This window comes from Desulfobulbus propionicus DSM 2032, assembly GCF_000186885.1.
GTDB lineage: Bacteria > Desulfobacterota > Desulfobulbia > Desulfobulbales > Desulfobulbaceae > Desulfobulbus > Desulfobulbus propionicus.
In genome coordinates, this window is sequence record NC_014972.1 from 1488445 (window position 1) to 1507471 (window position 19027).

Genomic DNA, 19027 nt, shown 5'->3' on the forward strand with positions numbered 1-19027 from the left:
TCAAAGCCTTTGCTTTTTATACAGCTGAAGACGTTTTTTACCGTGAATGCCTTGTTTTCGCACATAAAAAGCTGAGCTTGCCCTGTTTTTTTCTCTATCGCTTGCAAGGGAAGAGAGGACGGCTTCGCCTCTTTCCCTCTGATATTGCTTGCATTTTTTTGCTGGCTCGATAACAGTGCTTGTTATGTGGCAGTGTCAATATCCAGGATATCTCCGGGGGTGAGTCAATGTGTGGAATAGTGGGATATGTCGGCAACAGACGGGTTGTGCCCATTCTGCTTGAGGGATTGCGGCGGTTGGAATACCGGGGATACGATTCTGCCGGGCTGGTGTATCATTTTGCGAATCGTTTGGTCCGCCATCGCGCCAAGGGAAAGTTGGCCAATCTCGAGGCAGTGGTCGATGAACAGATCGGAGTGGCCAGCGGCACCGGGCTTGGCCACACCCGTTGGGCAACCCATGGAGCTCCCACCGAAAACAACGCTCATCCGCATACCGACTGCACCGGCGAACTGGTGGTGGTGCATAACGGCATCATTGAAAACTACAGTGCGCTGAAAAATGAATTAACCGCCAAGGGGCATGTGTTCACTTCGGAAACGGATACCGAGGTGCTGGCTCACCTGATCGAGGACTGTCTGAAGGGTGATCTGGTCGCGGCTGTGCGGGCAGCGCTCACCCGGGTCGAGGGATCCTATGCCATCGGCGTGCTGTGGGCCAAGGAGCCCGAGTTGCTGGTGGCGGCGCGCAATCATAGCCCCTTGGTGATGGGCGTGACCAATGATTCCTGCCATATTGCCTCGGATATTCCAGCGCTTTTGCCCTACACCCGGGAAGTGATTTTTCTCGATGATCGTGAAATGGCGGTGCTACGCAAGGGTGGGGCCTATACCATTCTCAGCATTGACGACGGATGTCCGTTGGACAAGACGCTTTCAGTGATCGATTGGAACGCGTCGATGGCTGAAAAGGCCGGTTATCGACATTTCATGCTCAAGGAGATTTTCGAGCAGCCGCAAGCCATTCTCAACACCGTCAGTGGTCGCATTGTTCCCGATACCGGAGTTGTCGATCTCCCGGAAATAGGACTTGATCCTACGATTGTGGAGCGCATCGAGCGGATAGCCCTTGTTGCCTGTGGCACGTCCTGGCATGCGGCCCTGATCGCCAAGTATTGGATTGAGAAATGGGCTGGCATTCCCGTGGAAGTCGATATCGCCTCTGAATTTCGCTATCGCCGCCTGTTGGTCAATGAGCGGGTGTTGACCATCGCCATTTCCCAGTCCGGTGAAACCGCCGATACCTTGGCGGGAATCCGCCGGGCTGCGCAACTTGGTTCCCGCGTGGTGACCGTGTGCAATGTGGTCGGTTCCACCATGACCCGGGAAGCCGATGGCGTTATTTATACCCATGCTGGTCCTGAGATTGGGGTCGCCTCCACCAAGGCCTTTACCTGCCAACTGGCAGCCCTTTTTCTCTTAACCATTTATCTGGGGCAGATACGAAAAACCATCGACCCCCTTGTCCAGAAAAAACTTGGAGCTGCCCTGCTTGAGTGCGCCGAGGTGATCGGCACGGAATTGCCCCGTCTGCAGGCGGAAATCAGCACGCTGATCGAGCGGTATTACGAGGCCAAGGACTTCCTGTTTGTCGGGCGGGGATTGAATTTTCCCGTCGCTTTGGAGGGGGCGCTGAAACTCAAGGAAATTTCCTATATCCATGCCGAAGGATATGCCGCGGGTGAACTCAAGCACGGGCCGATTGCCCTGATTGATCGCGACATGCCGGTTGTCGCCTTGGCTCCTCGGGATTCGGTGTATCTCAAGACCGTTTCCAATATCGAGGAAATCAAGGCGCGGCAGGGCCGCCTGCTGTTATTCGGAACGAGCGGTGACGAGCACCTGTCCACCCTGACCGAGGATGTTATTTCTTTGCCCGAAGTACACGAAGACCTCAATCCATTGCTGTACACTATTCCAGCGCAGCTGCTCGCCTACGAAATCGCCAACCGGCGAGGCTGCGACGTGGATCAACCGCGCAATCTGGCCAAGAGCGTCACGGTCGAATGACCTGACCGCTCGCTTTTTTTCATCGCCTTTTTCTTTCCTTTCGCGAGTCTGGGGATCTTTTCCCCAGACTCGTTCCTTGCCGTGCTCCATATCCGTGTTTCGGTGACAGGGGCGATATTCACGGTTCTTTTCGCATGCGAAAGTTCCAGTCCTCGTTGTTATTCGCCTAGAATAATGAAAGAAATGGAATTTTTTCCGACAACTGGATTGCCGGCGTTTGGCGCATAATTTTCTTGCATACATTCATGGATGTATGTATATAGTTCCGGTTTTCCATACTCCTGTTCGGGATACCGACAGTGCTGTTCGCGAATTCTTTGGAGGGCTATACGCCATGAAAAAAATACTCCGTCAATCCTTTGTGATCCTTGCTATGCTCGCCGGAGGATTCCTGACAGGCGCATGCAAGGATGGCGCCCAACCAACGCCCGCCGCCGGAGGACCGGTGGAAGTGGAGGTCGTCACCCTGCAACCGCAGCCGGTCCATCTCGTCGTGGAGCTTCCGGGGCGGACAGCTGCCTTTCGCATCGCCGAGGTACGTCCCCAGGTGGGAGGGATCATCCAGAAGCGGCTGTTTACCGAGGGCAGCGAGGTCAAGGCCGGGCAGTTGCTCTATCAGATCGATCCCGCCACCTATCAAGCCAGTTACGACAGCGCCAAAGCGGCTCTTGCCAAGGCCGAGGCCCTGGAGCATTCCGCCAGCCTCAAGGCTGAACGATACCGTGTGCTGGTGCGCACCAAGGCGGTGAGCGAGCAGGAACAGATCGAGATCGAGGCCGGTTGGAAACAAGCGGTCGCCGACGTGGCGGCCGCCAAGGCCGCCCTGGCCAGCGCCCGAATTAATCTTGACTACACCCGGGTGACCGCCCCCATTTCGGGGCGGATCGGTAAGTCGAGCGTCACCGAGGGTGCCCTGGTCACCGCGCAACAGAGCGCCGCGCTTGCCACCATTCAACAGTTGGATCCCCTGTATGTCGATGTCAGTCAGTCTAGTACTGAACTGCTTGATTTGAAAAAAGAAGTGGCGGCAGGCTCCGCTGCGGGAGGGGAAAAAACCAAATCCGAGGTCACGGTGCTCCTTGAAGACGGCTCCGAATATCGGCATACAGGCAGCCTGGAATTTTCCGACGTGACCGTCAATCAGACCACGGGCACGGTCACCCTTCGGGCGATTGTCGGCAATCCCGATCAGGAGTTATTGCCGGGAATGTTTGTTCGCGCGCGGATCGACAAGGGGCAGAAGCCGGCGGCCATCCTCGTGCCCGCGGCGAGTATCAGCCGTAACAGCAAGGGACAGGCCATGGTCATGGTGGTCAACAAGGCATCAACGGTCGAGAATCGGATCGTGCACACCGGGCAGAATATCGGAACGCGGATTCTGATCGCGGACGGATTGACCGCTGGAGAACAGGTGATTGTCGCCGGGCTGCAGAAGATCAAACCCGGAGTTCCGGTCAAGGTGATCGAGCAGGCCATTGATAACCAATCGAGTCAAACGGCCTCCGGCGTTGCGGCGACGGCAGCCAAGACGGAGTGAACCATGGCCCGCTTTTTTATTGACCGGCCCATTTTTGCCTGGGTCATCGCCATCGTCATCATGCTGGCCGGCGCGCTTTCCATCATGCGCCTGCCAATATCCCAATATCCGGAGATCGCGCCGCCCTCGGTACAGATCACCTCCAAGTACCCCGGCGCGTCGGCCAAGACCATCGAGGACAGCGTCACCCAGATCATCGAGCAGAACATGAATGGACTCGACAATCTGCTGTACATGAACTCGCAGAGTTCCTCGACCGGCCAGGTCACCATCACCCTGACCTTCGAGGCCGGCACCGATCCGGATATCGCCCAGGTGCAGGTGCAGAATAAACTGCAACAGGCGCTCAGCCTCCTGCCCGAGGAGGTTCAGGACGAAGGGGTGCAGGTGACCAAGTCCAACTCGACCTTTCTCATGATCGTCGGTCTGATCTCGGAAGACGGCAGCATGGACAAAAACGATCTGTCCGATTTCATGGTTTCGACCCTGCGCGATCCCCTCAGCCGGACCCGGGGCGTGGGCTCGATTCGCATCTTTGGCAGCCAATACGCCATGCGTATCTGGCTCGATCCCCATAAACTCAACAGCTACCAGCTCACCCCGGTGGATATCAAGGCCGCCATCCAGGCCCAGAACAACCAAGTGGCCGTGGGTGATCTCGGCGGCACGCCGTCCACTGCCGGCACCCAGGTCAACGCCAGCATGATGGCCCAAACCAAGATGAGTTCGCCCGAGCAGTTTGCCCAGATCCTCTTGAAGGTCAACAGTGACGGCTCCCAGATTCGGCTTCGGGACGTGGCCCGAGTGGAGATCGGCGGCGAAACCTACGATTCGTTGACCACTTTCAACGGCATGCCGGCCTCCGGCATGGCGATCATGCTGGCCACCGGCGCCAATGCGCTCGACACCGCCAAGGCGGTACGCGACAAGCTGGCTGATCTGCAACCCTACTTTCCGGCAGGCGTGTCCGTGGTCTATCCCTACGATACCACCACTTTCATCAAGATCTCGATTGAGGAGGTCGCCCATACCCTGGTGGAGGCCATTATTCTGGTCTTTCTGGTTATGTACCTGTTTCTTCAGAATTTTCGCGCTACCCTCATCCCGACCATCGCCGTGCCCGTGGTCTTGCTCGGTACCTTCGGGGTCATGGCGGCCTTTGGCTTTTCCATCAATACCCTGACCATGTTTGGCTTGGTGCTGGCCATCGGTCTCTTGGTCGATGACGCCATCGTGGTGGTCGAAAACGTCGAGCGGATCATGGCCGAGGAGGGTTTGTCGCCGCTGGAGGCCACGCGCAAGTCCATGGATCAGATCACCGGCGCCCTGATCGGCATCGCCCTGGTATTGTCGGCGGTATTCGTGCCCATGGCCTTTTTCGGCGGCTCCACCGGCGCCATTTATCGCCAGTTCTCCCTGACCATCGTCTCGGCCATGGTGCTGTCGGTGCTGGTGGCCCTGATCCTGACGCCGGCCCTGTGCGCCACCTTGCTCAAGCCGGTCAAGAAGGGACACCATGAGCAGAAGCGCGGATTCTTCGGCTGGTTCAACCGCACCTTCGAGCGCAGTGCCGACGGCTACCGCAACAGCGTGGCCTATGTGCTGAAGCGTACCGGCCGCTTCGGCCTGATCTATCTCCTGCTCATTGGCGGCATGGCCTTTTTGTTCACCAAACTGCCGACCTCCTTTTTACCTGAGGAGGATCAGGGGGTTTTTCTCACCATGGTGCAACTGCCCACAGGGGCGACCCAGGAACGGACCCAGGCTATCCTGAACCAGGTGCGCGATCATTATCTGGTCAAGGAAAAGGAAAACGTCAAGTCCGCCTTCACCGTAGCCGGCTTCAGTTTCGCCGGCACCGGCCAGAACATGGGCATGGTTTTCGCCCAACTGCGCGACTGGAGTGAACGCAAACGGCCGGAGCAGTCGGTGAGCGGGGTTATCCAGCGGGCCATGGGCACCTTCATGCAAATCAAGGAAGCCCAAGTCTTTGCCTTTAACCTGCCGTCGATTCCCGCGCTGGGCACCTCCACCGGTTTTGACTTTTTCCTCCAGGACCGCGCCGGTCTCGGCCACGAGAAGTTGATCGAGGCGCGCAACATGCTGCTCGGGTTGGCAGCGAAAAATCCCAATCTCACCCGGGTGCGGCCCAATGGCATGGAAGATACGCCGCAGTACAACGTGGACATTGATTTTGAAAAGGCCATGGCCCTGGGCGTGACGGTAAGCGATATCAACACCACCCTTTCCACTGCTTGGGGGTCCAGTTACGTCAATGATTTTGTTCATCAGGGCCGGGTCAAGAAGGTGTACGTACAGGCCGATGCGCCCTATCGGATGCAGCCCGAGGATCTGGATCATTGGTATGTCCGCAATGCCAACGGCGAGATGGTGCCATTCAGCACCTTCAGCAGCGGCCATTGGAGTTTCGGCTCGCCCCGCCTCGAACGGTTCAACGGCAACTCGGCGGTGGAGATCGTCGGCGAGGCGGCCCCTGGCAAGTCGAGCGGTGACGCCATGACCCTCATCGGCGATCTGGTGGCGCAGCTCCCCGCCGGTATCGGCTACGAATGGACCGGCGCTTCCTTCCAGGAGCAGCAGGCCGGTGCCCAGGCGCCCGCGCTGTACGCCATCTCGATCCTGGTGGTCTTTCTTTGTCTGGCCGCCCTGTACGAAAGCTGGTCGGTGCCGTTCTCGGTCATCCTGGCCGTGCCGCTGGGAGTATTGGGCGCGCTTTCCGCCGCCTATTTCCGCGGCATGGAGAATGACGTCTACTTCCAGGTCGGTTTGCTGACCACCATCGGTTTGTCGGCAAAAAACGCCATCCTGATTGTCGAGTTCGCCAAACGGCGCTACGACAAGGGCCGGGATCTAGTTGAGGCCACGGTCAAGGCCTGCCGCCTGCGGCTGCGACCGATCCTGATGACCTCGCTGGCCTTCATGCTCGGGGTTTTGCCGCTGGCGATCAGTTCCGGCGCTGGCGCCAACAGCCGCCATGCCATTGGTACCGGCGTGCTGGGCGGCATGCTCTCGGCCACCGTTTTGGCGATCTTTTTTATTCCGCTTTTCTTTGTGGTGGTCCTGCGGCTGTTTACAAAGAAACGGCCGGCGGAGACCAACCTCAGCCTGGCCCAAGAGGTGAAACAATGAAGGTCTTGCACACGAGATGGCTCGCTGCCGTGCTGATGGCCGGGGCGTTGGGCGGTTGCACCCTGGCTCCGGAGTACCGCCGGCCTGAACTGCCGGTGGCCGACGCGCTGCCCGTCGGTCAGCAAAGCCCGATCAGTCCGGCCTCGGCCAATGGCGCGGCCGTGCTCAGTGCCGAACTCGCCTGGCGGGAGTATTTTGCCGATCCCCGGTTGCAGCAACTGCTGACCCTGGCTCTGGCCAACAACCGGGACCTGCGCGCCTCGGCCCTCAATGTCGAGGCCTATCAGGCCCAGTATCGTATCCAGCGTTCCGCTCTGTTTCCGTCCATCAGCGGCGAAGGCAGCGGCACCAAGCAACGAACGCTCAGCGGCAGCAGTTATGTGACCTCTGAGATATACACGGTTTCGGTGGGGATGACCGCCTATGAACTCGACCTGTACGGCCGGGTGCGCAATCTCAAGGACCAGGCCCTGGAACAGTATCTGGCCATGGAGGAGACCCATCGCAGTGCCCGGCTCGGTCTGGTGGCCGAGGTGGCTCGCGCCTACCTGACCTGGCTGGCCGATCGGGAACTGCTGACCACCACCGAGGACACCCTGCGGGTCGAAGAGGAGTCGTTCCAGCTCATCGAGCAACGGGAACGCGAGGGTATCGCCACCCAGTTGGATCTGGCCCAGGCGCGCACCAGCCTGGAAACGGCGCGGGCCAATCGTTCCCTGTATCAGCGGATGGTCGCCCAGGATATCAACAACCTGGTGCTGCTGGTCGGCACGCCCCTGTCTCCTTCGTTGTTCAAGGATGCGGCACCATTGAACGCCCAGGCGATCGGTGCACGGCTGCCGGCTCAACTGCCCTCTTCCCTCCTGTTGCAGCGACCGGACATCATGGCGGCGGAGCACGAACTCAAGGGCGCAAACGCCAACATCGGCGCAGCGCGGGCCGCTTTTTTCCCGTCCATCAGCCTGACCGCCAAAACCGGCGCGATCAGCGGCGATCTTTCCGATCTGTTTGATGGCGACTCGGGCTCCTGGCTGTTCTCGCCGTCGATCAACCTGCCGATCTTCACTGCCGGCCGCCTGCGGGCCGAGCTCGATGTGGCCAAGATCCGCAAGGACATTACCGTGGCCCAGTATGAAAAGGCCATCCAGACGGCCTTCCGCGAGGCGGCGGACACCCTGGTCGCCAGCGGCACCTTTGTGCAGCAGGTGGCGGCACAAAAGGCCAATCTTGCCGCCAATCAGGAGTACCATACCCTGGCCAAGGCCCGTTATCAGCAGGGGTTGGACAGCTTTCTCACCCTGCTCGATGCCCAACGCTCACTCTACAGCGCCCGGCAGCGGTATATCGCCGTGCAGCTGTCCCAACTGCTCAACCAGGTGGACCTGTACAAGGCACTGGGTGGTGGCTGGAAGGATCGGTCGTGAGTGCCCGCTTACACTCTGAGCGGCAGGCTGGACAACGGAGGGAAAGTCGATTGAGCAGGCTTCGATCGACAAAGCGTGGAGCACGGTAACTATGGCACGCAAAACAAAAGAGGAGGCGCAAGAGACTCGCAGCGCCATCCTTGATGCAGCGGTACGGGTCTTTGCCGTCAAAGGGATGGCGCATTCGTCCTTGGCTGATATTGCCCAGGAGGCCGGCGTGACCAGGGGAGCCATTTATTGGCATTTTGCCAACAAAGAGGACCTGCTCAACACGTTGTGGGACCAGGTGCTGCAGTTGTACGCGCCGCTGGCCCAGGCCAGTGAAAGCCGGGGTGAACCGGATCCGCTCGGCAAATTGAAAGCCCTGTACCTCTCCTTTTTCACGGGTTTGGTTGAGGACCAGCGTCAGCAGCAGCTGTTTCGCATCTTGTTCGATGACAGCAACCGCAACAAGGAAACCGATGCCATCCGCCAGCGCCACCTCGTTTGCCGCCAGGAGCGATTCATCGGCCTGCAGACGGTGTTGCGCAATGCTCGCGACCGGGGACAACTCTCGAAAGATACTGATATTCACCTGGGAGCGGTGGCTGTTCTTTCCTTTATTCACGGCATGATCGCCAACTGGGTCATGACGCCTGAGCTTTTTGATATCAAACAACAGGGGCCGATGTTGATCGACGCCCTGATTCAGATGCTGCAGAGCGGCGTCATCGCCCGTTCGTCCTAACTTCCTTTCGTTCTACCTTTTGCCACCGGGGAATTCCCCGGTGGTGCGCTGCCCGTGTGTCGCCAGGTTGGGTGCTGAGAGTCAATGTTCCAAGCCATTGCCCCTGTTGCGCCCCAATCCCTGCCGCAACTTTTCCATGTACAAATAGAAGACCGGGGTAACGTAGAGGGTCAGGCTTTGGGAAAAAAGCAGGCCACCGACCACCGCCAGCCCCAGCGGCTGGCGCGATTCCGCGCCGGCCCCATAGCCGAGGGCAATGGGAATGCCGGCCATGAGCGCGGCCATGGTGGTCATCATGATCGGCCGGAAACGGATGACGCAGGCTTCATGGATGGCCTCAACAGCGCTTTTGCCCTCGGCCTGGGCCGCGATGGCGAAGTCGATCATCATGATGCCGTTCTTCTTTACCAGGCCGATGAGCATGATGATGCCGACAAAGGCATAGATCGACAGGTCGACCCGGAACAACATCAGGGTGATCAGGGCACCGAAACCGGCGAAGGGCAGGGCGGTGAGAATGGTCAATGGGTGGATGTAGCTTTCGTAGAGGATGCCGAGCACGATATAGATGACCACAATCGACAGGGCCAGGAGCCAGCCCATGCTGGCCTGCGCGGCCTGAAATTGCTGGGCGTTGCCCTGGAACGATGCGGTGACGCCGGTGGGCAGCAGCGAGTCGGTCATCTGTTGCAGATCGGCCAGGGCCTGGCCCAAGGCCACTCCGGGTTTGACATTGAACGACAGGGTCACCGACGGCAATTGGCCCGAATGGTTGATCGACAGCGGCCCCAGTCCCTGCCGGAGGGTGGCCACGGCAGCAAGAGGGACCAGTGGTCCCTGGCTGGAGCGGACATGGAGTCGATCCAGGGCCGAGGCGTCGTTCTGAAAATCAGGATGAAATTCGACGATCACGCTGTACTGGTCGTTGGCTCCGAAGATGGTGGACACATCGCGCTCGCCAAAGGCGCTGTACAGGGTATCCTCGATCTGCTGGGGCGAAACTCCGAGCAGCAAGGCGCGGTTGCGGTCGATCTCCACCATCAGTTCCGGGTTGTCCATCTGCAGGTCGCTGGACACATCGATCAGGTTTGGGGTGTCGAGCATCATCCGTTCCAAGGTCCTGGCGGTCGCGTACAACCGGTCGGTGTCGATCCCTTGCAGGGTCAGCTGGTAAAGGCTGCGTGAGCGGCGGCCGCCAATGTTGATTGGCAGCGGGTTGACCAGCATGGCGCGGATACCGGGCACGCTGTTGAGCTTGGGCCGCAGGGAGAGAATCAGTTCGTCGGCGCTCAACTGCCGTTCATGGCGGGGTTTGAGCACCAGGAGCATGAAGGGCGAGGATGAGGAAGCGTTGACCATGAACCGATCGACATTGGGGTCTTTCTGGACGATGGCCGCCAACCGCATCAGGTGGCCCACCTGGGAAATCCAGGAGGCGGACTGGGAGCTCTGGGTCGAAACCATGATGAATCCCCGGTCTTCCGAGGGGATGAAGCCCTTGGGCACGACTACGAACAGGTAAGCCGTGGCCGCCAGGACGGCCAGGGAAAACGCCATGGTTAGCCGCCGGTAGCGCAGCACCACCAGCAGGCTGTTACCGTACCAGCGGGCCAGCAATTGGTACCCGGATTCGGTCAGCTGGTAGAGTCGTCCGTGACCCCGGCCGTGCTGCTCGCTGAGGTAGCGGCTGCACAGCATGGGCACCAGGGTCAGGCTGATCACGCCGCTGACCAGCACCGCCGCGCCGATGGTCACCGAAAACTCGCGGAACAACCGGCCCATGATGCCGCCAAGGAAGAGCAGCGGAATGAAGATCGCCACCAGGGAGAGGGTCATGGAAATAATGGTGAAGCCGACCTCGCGCGCCCCGTCCAGGGCGGCCTGCATGCGGCTCTTGCCCATTTCCAGATGGCGGACGATGTTTTCCAGCACCACGATGGAGTCGTCGACCACGAACCCCACCGCCAGGGTGAGAGCCATGAGCGACATGTTGTTGAGGCTGTAGTCGAGCAGGTACATCACCGCAAAGGTGCCGATCACCGACATGGGCAGCGACAGGCTGGGGATTACGGTGGCGCTGAGGTTGCGGATAAAGAGAAAGATCACCAGCACCACCAGCACCAGGGTGAGCAACAGGGTGAATTGGATATCCAGCGCCGATTCTGTGATGGCCACGCTGCCGTCACGAAGGATGGCCAACTTGACCGAAGCGGGCAGGGTTTCGCTCAATTTGGGCAACAAGGCCTTGACCGCGCCGGCCACCTCGATGGTATTGGCGCCGGGCTGCTTCTCCACTGCCAGGACAATGGTCTGGGCCTTGCTGTTCGGGGTGAAAAACCAGGCGCCGGATTTGTCGTTTTCCACGCTGTCGATCACCGTGGCCACTTCGGCCAGGCGGATGGGCCGTCCGCCGCGCACCGCCACCACGATGTCGCGGTACTGGTCCGCCTTTTTGAGCTCACCGCTCGCCTTGAGCGTCAGCGTGGTGTGCGGGCCGCTCAGCTGGCCCATGGGCTGGTTGGCGTTCTGGCGGTCGATGGCCGCGGCCACCTCGTCGGCGTCAAGGTCAAATCCCTGCATCGCCAGCGGGTCCAGCTGCACCCGGACCGCATACTTTTGCGAACCGCGCAGGGTGATTTGGGCCACGCCGCTGATCATCGACAACCGCTGGCCCATGGTCTGGCCGTACTGATCGAGCAGGGAGAGCGGCAGGGAGGGGCTGTTGAGCGAGATGAACAGGATCGGGTCCGAAGCGGGGTTGGTGCGGCGGAAGGAGGGCGGCGAGGGCATGTTGTCGGGCAGCCGGCGGTTGGCCAGCGAGATCGCGGTCTGCACATCCTGGGCCGCGGCGTCGATGTCCCGCTCCAGGGAAAACTGGAGGGTGATCTGGGTCGAGCCGGTGGTGGACACCGAACTCATCGAATCAAGCCCGGCGATGGTGGAGAACTCCTTTTCCAGCACCGTGGCCACGGTTGAGGCCATGGTGTCCGGGTTGGCGCCGGGCAGGTTGGCGGTGACCTGGATGGTGGGAAAATCGACGTTGGGCAGGTCGCTGACCGCCAAGTGCCGGTAGCCGATCAGGCCGAACAGGAGGATGCTGCACATCACCAGCACGGTCATCACCGGCCGGCGGATGAAAAGATCGGAGGTGCCGGTCATGGTGTCGTCTGCCTGGTGCCGTTGCCCGACTGCGCGTCCTGGACGGTGGCGCCACTTTCTCTGGCCTGATCGCGCCGTTCAATTTTGACCCCGTCGGCCAACTGCAACTGACCGTCGATGACCACGAGCTCGCCCTCCGTGAGCCCCGAGTCGATCACCGCCCCTCCCTGATAGAGCATACCGGGCGTCACCGGCCGGTAGCTGACGGTTTGCTCGTCGGTGACCACATACACATAGGCGCCTTCCTGGCCGACCTGCACCGCCTGCGCGGGGACAACGATGCAGTCCGGCCGTTGGGAGAGGACGACGCGCACATCGATCAGTTGTCCCGGCCACAACTGGCGGTCGCTGTTGACGAAACTGGCCTTGAGCCGCAGCATGCCGGTGGTCGGATCAACGGTGTTGTCGATAAAGGCCAACGCACCGGCAACGGGGCTGCCGGCCGCGTGTTTCTGCGGGGTGGCCAACACCTTGAGGCTTTCGACGGCCTGGTAGCGGGCAATCTCCTGGAGGTGCTGGCCGGGGACGGTGAAGGTGGCCAGGATCGGCTGGATCCGTTTGAGGATGACCATCGGACTGTCGGCATTCTCCTTGATCAGGTTGCCCTGGTGGCTGAGCAATTCGCCGGTTCGCCCGGCAAAGGGTGCCCGGATCGAGCAGTATTCCAGCTCCAGCCGGGCCTTGTCGACCGCCGCCTCATCCGCCTTGACCGTGGCGGCGAGGGTGGCCACCCGGGTCGCCGCCTGATCGGCCTGTTCCTGCGACACATACCCTTTGTGCGCGGCCTGCGCGTAGCGGCCGGATTCACGCCGGGCATTGTCCAGCTCGGCCTTGTCCCCGGCTAGCTCGGCTTCGGCCTTGGCCAGGGCGGCGGCAAAGGGACGGGGGTCGATGGTGAACAGCAGCTCCCCGCCTTTCACCGTATCGCCTTCGCGGAAATGGACGGTCTTGAGCGTTCCAGTCACCTGCGAGCGGATCTCCACCGTGGCCGATGCTTCCACATGGCCGATGGCGGTCAATTCAACAGGCACTGTTTTTCTGCTGCTGGCCGCCACGCTCACCGGGATCGCCGCCCGTTTTTTCTGGCCGCTCTTTTCCTCGCGTTGTTGTGAACAGCCGCTCATGCAAAGCAGGGCCACCAGCCCGGTGAGGACGAGCAGGCAAAGAAGCGGGCAGGCGGATTGGGCAGACCGGTCATGCGGCAGGAGAAAATGGTGGAAAAACAGCATCATGGGATGTTCCTTGCGGGGAGCGTGGTCGTCGCGCGCGACAGGGTGGCCGCAGGAAGGGGTTGCGTCTGCCAGCCGCCGCCCAGGGCCTTGTAGAGGGTAAGCATGCCGATTGCCAGCCGCTGGCCGCTTTGTGCCAGTTTGTCCTGGGATTGGTAGAGAGCATTCTGGCTTTGCAACACATTGAGAAAGGGGGTGATTCCCGCCTGGTACTGGCCGTGGGCGATGACCACTGCCCGCTGACTGGCCTTGACCGCTTCCTGCAGAATCGCATGCGTTGTCCGTTCGCGCTCCAGGGTGACCAGGGCATTTTCCGTTTCCGTCAGCGCCGTCAGCACCGTTTGTTCATAGGTCAGCTCGGCACGCCGGCGCTGGGCCTCGCTGGCATCGACCGCCGCCCGTGCCGTGCCGCCGTCGAACAGGGGCCAGCGTACTGCGGGGCCGGCCGACCAGAAACGGCTGCCGCTGGCGATCAGATCGCCGAGCGAAGTGCTTTGCAGGCCGATCAGGGCGGAGAGGGAAAAACGGGGAAACAGATCGGCCGTGGCCGCGCCCACCGTGGCGGTGGCGACGGCCAGCCGGCGTTCGGCGCTGCGGATGTCGGGCCGCTGGCGCAGCAGTTCCGAGGGCAGGACATGGGGAAGATGCGGCGGCACCGGTGGCAGTGGCGCTTCCGCCGTCAGCTCCAGCTTCAGGGTTTGCGGTTGCTGGCCGAGAAGCAGGGCCAGTTGATGCATGGCTTGAGCGGCGCTGCTTTCCAGGAGCGGCATTTCCGCCCTGGTCTGGGCCAGCAGGGTTTCTGCCTGGGCCACCTCCAGATCGCTGCCCAACCCGAGGTGGAACTTGTTGCGCACCACCTCCACGGTTTGTTCCTGGATGCGGCTGTTTTCCCGGGCAATGGCCAGCCGCTGCTGACTGGACCGCAGCTCGATGTAATTACGTGCCACCTCGGCGGCCAGGGAGACGCACACGCCGCGCCAATCTTCCACCGTGGCGGCCAGATTGGCCTCGGCGGCTTCGGCCTGGCGCCGGACACCGCCAAAGAGGTCGAGTTCCCACCCGGCATCGAACCCGGTTTCAAATACATCCTGATACCGGTCGCTGCTCTGGACGCGCTCGCTGCGGCGGCTGGTGGTGTAACTGCCGCCGAGATCGACGGAGGGCAACAGGGATGCGGTCGCGATTCGGCGGGCAGCCCGGGCCTCGACAACGCGCGTTTCGGCAATGCGCAGATCGGGATTGGCGGTCAGGGCCCGGGCGATCAGCGAATCCAACAGCGGATCCCTGAACAGCGACCACCAGTGGGAGAGGGTGGTTGCCGGCGTATTCCCCGAACCGGTGCCCTCGCTCCATTGGCTGGGCATTGCCGTTTGCGGCGGCTGGTAATCGGGGCCGACCGGCGCACAGGCGGTCAAGAGGGCCACACTCAGCAGGAACAGGATCAATCGGTATGTACGGTGGTGTGGACAACCCATGGAATGCGTGCCTGCCATGCAGGGTGGACGTGTCGATTTGCGGGAAAGAGAAAGGCCGTCGGGGCATCGGTCTCGCCAGGCGCGGAAATTCCTGAGTGAAGTTCCCGCGCCGTTGTCGCCTGGCACCTTGGGTGCCAAAGGCAGGATGATAAACAAAGCCTCCCTGTTTCACAATCACATTCAGGGCGCCGCGGACGATAAGCTCCCAAACGTTCATGGTGTGGCCGGAGTAAGGAGGAAAGTACGCGCAAGGAGGCTGGCGGCGATTGCGTGGAGCGGTGCTTTCACTTTTTCGCAGTCAGAGGTATGGTGCGTTCAACCATCCTTTCCGGAGCGATCATCGGTTGTTTTGCCGATGCCGTTGCACTGATCAGGGAGAGAGAACACATGAACACCGCCATCAAGAAGGGGCTTGCCGGGCTGGGCGGCCTGCTGCTGATCGCCGCCGCTGTCCTGGCGTGGAACGTGTTGCGGCCCAATGGTCTTGCCGAGGGTTTTGCCGCCGGCAACGGCCGGATCGAGGCTGTGGAGATCGATATCGCCGCCAAAGGCGCTGGCCGAATCAAGGAAATCCTGGCCGGCGAGGGCGATTTTGTCACCCATGGCCAGATACTGGCTCGCATGGACACCCAGCAGTTGGAGGCGCAGCGTCGAGAGGCCGAAGCCCAGCTGCAACAGACCGGGTACGCGGTGGACACCGCCAAGAGCCAGGTGGCCCAGCGCCTGAGCGAGAAAAACGCGGCCCAGGCCGTGCTTGCCCAGCGTCGGGCCGAGCTGGAGGCGGCCCGCAAGCGCTTGGAACGGTTCGAGGTGCTTTCCCGCCGCGGAGCCACCTCGGTGCAGGATCTGGATGATAATCGCGCCAAATTTCTCAGCGGTCAGGCAGCGGTGAGCGCTGCCGAAGCCCAGATCGCGGCGGCCGAGGCGGCGGTGATCACCGCCAAGTCACAGCTGCTCGGCAGCCAGTCGGCCGTGCAGGCGGTCCAGGCGACGATCGAACGGTTGCAGGCCGATATCGACGACGGTGTGCTCAAGGCGCCCACCGCCGGCCGCATCCAGTATCGGGTGGCCCAGCCGGGCGAGGTGTTGGCCGGCGGCGGCAAGGTGCTCAATCTGCTCGACCTGAGCGATGTCTACATGACTTTTTTCCTGCCCACGGAAAAGGCGGGCAAACTTGGCCTGGGCAGTGAGGTACGGTTGGTGCTCGATGCGGCCCCGCAGTTTGTCATACCGGCACGGATCTCCTACGTGGCCGATGTCGCCCAGTTCACCCCCAAAACGGTGGAAACCGCCAGCGAGCGGCAGAAGCTGATGTTTAGGGTCAAGGCCAGAATCGATCCGGAGCTGCTCAAAACCTACATCACCCACGTTAAAACCGGCCTGCCCGGCATGGCCTACGTGCGGCTGGATCAGTCCATCGACTGGCCGGCCCACTTGCGAGTCAATCTGCCCTCGTTGCCGCAGACCACCGCAGCCCAACCATGAATACCTCCGCAGCCGAGCCGGTTGCCCGACTGGCGGGCGTCACCCTGCGCTACGGTTCGACCCTGGCCCTGAACGGGATCACCCTGGACCTGCCCGCCGGGCACATGGCCGGCCTGATCGGGCCGGACGGGGTCGGCAAATCGAGTCTTCTTGCCCTGGTGGCCGGGGCCCATGTCATCCAGCAGGGGCAGATATGGGTGCTCGGCGGCGACATGTCCCGGCGCCGCCATCGCGAGGCGGTCTGCCCGCGCATTGCCTACATGCCCCAGGGACTGGGCAAGAATCTCTATCCCACGTTGTCGGTTATTGAAAACATTGATTTTTTCGGCCGCCTCTTTGGCCAGGGGCCAGCGGAGCGGAGGTGGCGGATCGATCACCTGCTGGCCAGCACCGGCCTGACGCCCTTTGGCGAGCGTCCGGCCGGCAAGCTCTCCGGCGGCATGAAGCAGAAGCTGGGCCTCTGCTGTGCCTTGATCCACGATCCGGATCTGTTGATTCTCGACGAACCGACCACCGGCGTCGACCCCCTGTCCCGGGCTCAGTTCTGGAGTCTGATCGAAGGGATTCGCACCTCGCGGCCGGGGATGAGTGTGTTGGTGGCCACGGCCTACATGGAGGAAGCCGCCCATTTCGACTGGTTGGCAGTGATGGAAGAGGGGAAGGTGCTGGCCACGGGGGCGCCTGCGGAGCTGCTGGCGCGGACCGCCGCCGGGACCCTGGAAGAGGCTTTCGTCGCGCTGTTGCCCGAGGATCGCCGTCGCGAGCACCTGCCGGTACGGATCCCGCCGCGCAACGCGGCGCAGGATGGGGTGACGGCGATCGAAGCCCGGGAACTGACCATGCGCTTTGGCGATTTTGTCGCGGTCGACCGGGTCAGTTTCCAGATCAAGAGCGGCGAAATTTTTGGATTCCTCGGCTCCAACGGCTGCGGCAAGACCACCACCATGAAGATGCTCACCGGCCTGCTGCCGGCATCCGGCGGCCACGCCTGGCTGTTTGGCCAGCCGGTCAACCCCCGGGATATCGACACCCGCCGCCGGGTCGGCTACATGACCCAGTCCTTTTCCCTGTACGCCGAACTGAGCGTGGCCCAGAACCTGGAGCTGCACGCCCGTTTGTTCAACGTGCCGGCCGAGAAAATACCCGGACGAGTGCGCGAGATGGCCGAGCGGTTCGGTCTGGCCGACGTGATGACCGCTCTGCCCGGCAATCTGCCCTTGGGCCAGCGGCAGCGGCTGTCCCTGGCCGTGGCCATGATCCACAAGCCGGAGATGCTGATCCTCGACGAGCCGACCTCGGGGGTCGACCCCATCGCCCGCGACCGTTTTTGGCAGAGCATGATCGACCTGGCCCGCAACGACGGGGTCACCATCTTCATCTCCACCCATTTCATGAACGAGGCCGAGCGCTGCGACCGTATTTCCCTGATGCATGCCGGTCGGGTGCTGATCAGCGACAGCCCGGCGGCAATCAAGGCCAAGCGCGGGGCCGCGACCCTGGAACAGGCCTTTATCGGCTATCTTGCCGAGGCCGGCGCGCAGGGCGGCACGGTCGAACCGTCGAACGCGCAACCGGCTTCTCCTCCCGCGACGATCGATCCGGCAACCGATCCATCCCGCGCACCGGCCTCTCACCCGCGGCGCCGGTTCAGTCTGGCCCGGGCCTTGAGCTACGCGCGGCGCGAATCCATGGAACTGCGGCGCGATCCGGTGCGCGCCACCCTGGCCTTGCTGGGCAGCGTCATCCTGATGGTGGTCATGGGGTACGGTATCAGCTACGATGTCGAGGATTTGCCCTTTGCCGTGCTCGACCGGGACCAAACCACCGCTAGCCGCGACTACATTCTCAATTTGAGCGGTTCCCGATACTTCATCGAACATCCGCCCCTGGCCGACTATGCCGAGCTGGACCGGCGGATGCGCGCGGGCGAAATCAGCCTGGCCCTGGAGATGCCACCCGGATTCGGCCGTGATCTGGCGCGCGGCAGACCGGTGGTCATCGGCGCCTGGATCGACGGGGCCATGCCGCAGCGGGCGGAAACCATTCAGGGCTATGTCAACGGCATGCATGGCCTGTGGCTGGCCAGTCTGCGCGGCCGCCAGTCTTCAGCCATGGGCGACGCCTCTCCATTCACGGTCGAAACCCGCTACCGGTACAACCCGGATGTCAAGAGCCTCGTAGCCATGGTGCCGGCGGTGATCCCCTTGCTGCTGATCATGATTCCGGCCATGCTCACCACGCTGAGCGTGGTGCGGGAGAAAGAACTGGGATCGATCATCAATCTCTACGTCACTCCGGTGACCCGGATGGAATTCCTGCTCGGCAAGCAGCTGCCGTACATCGGCTTGGCCATGGCGAATTTTTTCCTGTTGGCGTTGATGGCGGTGACCCTGTTTGGCGTGCCCGTCCGGGGCGATCTTCTCGCCCTGATCGTGGCGGCCCTGCTTTATGTGTCCGCAGCCACCGCCCTCGGGTTGCTGATTTCCTCGTTCATGCGCAGTCAGGTGGCGGCCATTTTCGGGACCGCCATCCTCACCATCCTGCCGTCGGTCAATTTTTCCGGCATGACCAATCCGGTCACCTCCCAGGAGGGGTTGGGGCGGGTGATCGGCACCCTCTATCCCACCGCCCACTTTCTCACCATCAGCCGGGGTATCTTTGCCAAGGGGTTGGGCTTTGCCGATCTCCCCGTTCAATTTCTGGTGCTGCTGGTTACCATTCCGCTCTTGCTGGGAGCGTGCGCAATGCTGTTGAAAAAACAGGAGGGCTGAG

General features: G+C 61.6%; 10 protein-coding genes. 7 read left to right on the top strand and 3 right to left on the bottom strand.

The features are described from left to right. The first annotated feature begins 227 nt into the window (after positions 1 to 227). The 5 genes from glmS (at position 228) to DESPR_RS06595 (ending at position 8907) form a co-directional block, all read left to right on the top strand. Positions 228 to 2069 (top strand): glutamine--fructose-6-phosphate transaminase (isomerizing), encoded by a 1842-nt coding sequence (glmS, locus tag DESPR_RS06575; protein ID WP_015724025.1) that lies wholly within the window; start codon positions 228 to 230, stop codon positions 2067 to 2069. 334 nt (positions 2070 to 2403) lie between these two features. Beyond that, positions 2404 to 3606 carry an efflux RND transporter periplasmic adaptor subunit gene (locus DESPR_RS06580; RefSeq protein ID WP_015724026.1) on the top strand — a complete coding sequence of 401 codons (1203 nt, stop codon included), beginning with the start codon at positions 2404 to 2406 and terminating at the stop codon, positions 3604 to 3606. Between the two features lie 3 nt (positions 3607 to 3609). Beyond that, positions 3610 to 6756 carry an efflux RND transporter permease subunit gene (locus DESPR_RS06585; RefSeq protein WP_015724027.1) on the top strand — a complete coding sequence of 1049 codons (3147 nt, stop codon included), beginning with the start codon at positions 3610 to 3612 and terminating at the stop codon, positions 6754 to 6756. 5 nt (positions 6757 to 6761) lie between these two features. Further along, positions 6762 to 8180, top strand: a complete 1419-nt coding sequence (locus DESPR_RS06590) for an efflux transporter outer membrane subunit (RefSeq protein ID WP_425513484.1) — start codon at positions 6762 to 6764, stop codon at positions 8178 to 8180. Positions 8181 to 8271: 91 nt separating this feature from the next. Further along, entirely contained in the window at positions 8272 to 8907 is a 636-nt protein-coding gene (locus tag DESPR_RS06595) for a TetR family transcriptional regulator (protein ID WP_015724029.1), read from the top strand. An 81-nt stretch (positions 8908 to 8988) separates the two neighbouring features. Here DESPR_RS06595 and DESPR_RS06600 read toward each other — a convergent pair whose 3' ends face one another. The 3 genes from DESPR_RS06600 to DESPR_RS06610 are packed head-to-tail and all read right to left on the bottom strand — an operon-like array spanning position 8989 to position 14770. Beyond that, complete coding sequence (locus DESPR_RS06600) at positions 8989 to 12066, bottom strand: efflux RND transporter permease subunit (protein WP_015724030.1); 3078 nt, start codon at positions 12064 to 12066, stop codon at positions 8989 to 8991. Then, on the bottom strand, positions 12063 to 13298 hold the full coding sequence (locus DESPR_RS06605) for an efflux RND transporter periplasmic adaptor subunit (RefSeq protein WP_015724031.1): 1236 nt from the start codon (positions 13296 to 13298) through the stop codon (positions 12063 to 12065). Before DESPR_RS06605 ends, DESPR_RS06600 begins: the two co-directional genes overlap by 4 nt. After that, positions 13295 to 14770, bottom strand: a complete 1476-nt coding sequence (locus tag DESPR_RS06610; protein ID WP_015724032.1) for an efflux transporter outer membrane subunit — start codon at positions 14768 to 14770, stop codon at positions 13295 to 13297. The genes DESPR_RS06605 and DESPR_RS06610 overlap by 4 nt, the downstream gene beginning before the upstream one ends. A gap of 387 nt (positions 14771 to 15157) precedes the next feature. Between DESPR_RS06610 and DESPR_RS06615 the strand changes: the two genes are divergently transcribed. After that, entirely contained in the window at positions 15158 to 16255 is a 1098-nt protein-coding gene (locus DESPR_RS06615) for an HlyD family secretion protein (RefSeq protein WP_015724033.1), read from the top strand. Beyond that, positions 16252 to 19026: a ribosome-associated ATPase/putative transporter RbbA gene (gene rbbA, locus DESPR_RS06620; RefSeq protein ID WP_015724034.1), complete on the top strand. Its 2775-nt coding sequence runs from the start codon at positions 16252 to 16254 to the stop codon at positions 19024 to 19026. The genes DESPR_RS06615 and rbbA overlap by 4 nt, the downstream gene beginning before the upstream one ends. The last annotated feature ends 1 nt before the right edge of the window (position 19027 follow it).

Coding starts and splice junctions, on each gene's coding strand:
- DESPR_RS06615 (WP_015724033.1), top strand. CDS start 15,158: ATGAACACCGCCATCAAGAAGGGGCTTGCCGGGCTGGGCGGCCTGCTG.
- DESPR_RS06605 (WP_015724031.1), bottom strand. CDS start 13,298: ATGATGCTGTTTTTCCACCATTTTCTCCTGCCGCATGACCGGTCTGCC.
- DESPR_RS06600 (WP_015724030.1), bottom strand. CDS start 12,066: ATGACCGGCACCTCCGATCTTTTCATCCGCCGGCCGGTGATGACCGTG.
- DESPR_RS06595 (WP_015724029.1), top strand. CDS start 8,272: ATGGCACGCAAAACAAAAGAGGAGGCGCAAGAGACTCGCAGCGCCATC.
- DESPR_RS06610 (WP_015724032.1), bottom strand. CDS start 14,770: ATGGGTTGTCCACACCACCGTACATACCGATTGATCCTGTTCCTGCTG.
- DESPR_RS06580 (WP_015724026.1), top strand. CDS start 2,404: ATGAAAAAAATACTCCGTCAATCCTTTGTGATCCTTGCTATGCTCGCC.
- DESPR_RS06585 (WP_015724027.1), top strand. CDS start 3,610: ATGGCCCGCTTTTTTATTGACCGGCCCATTTTTGCCTGGGTCATCGCC.
- rbbA (WP_015724034.1), top strand. CDS start 16,252: ATGAATACCTCCGCAGCCGAGCCGGTTGCCCGACTGGCGGGCGTCACC.
- glmS (WP_015724025.1), top strand. CDS start 228: ATGTGTGGAATAGTGGGATATGTCGGCAACAGACGGGTTGTGCCCATT.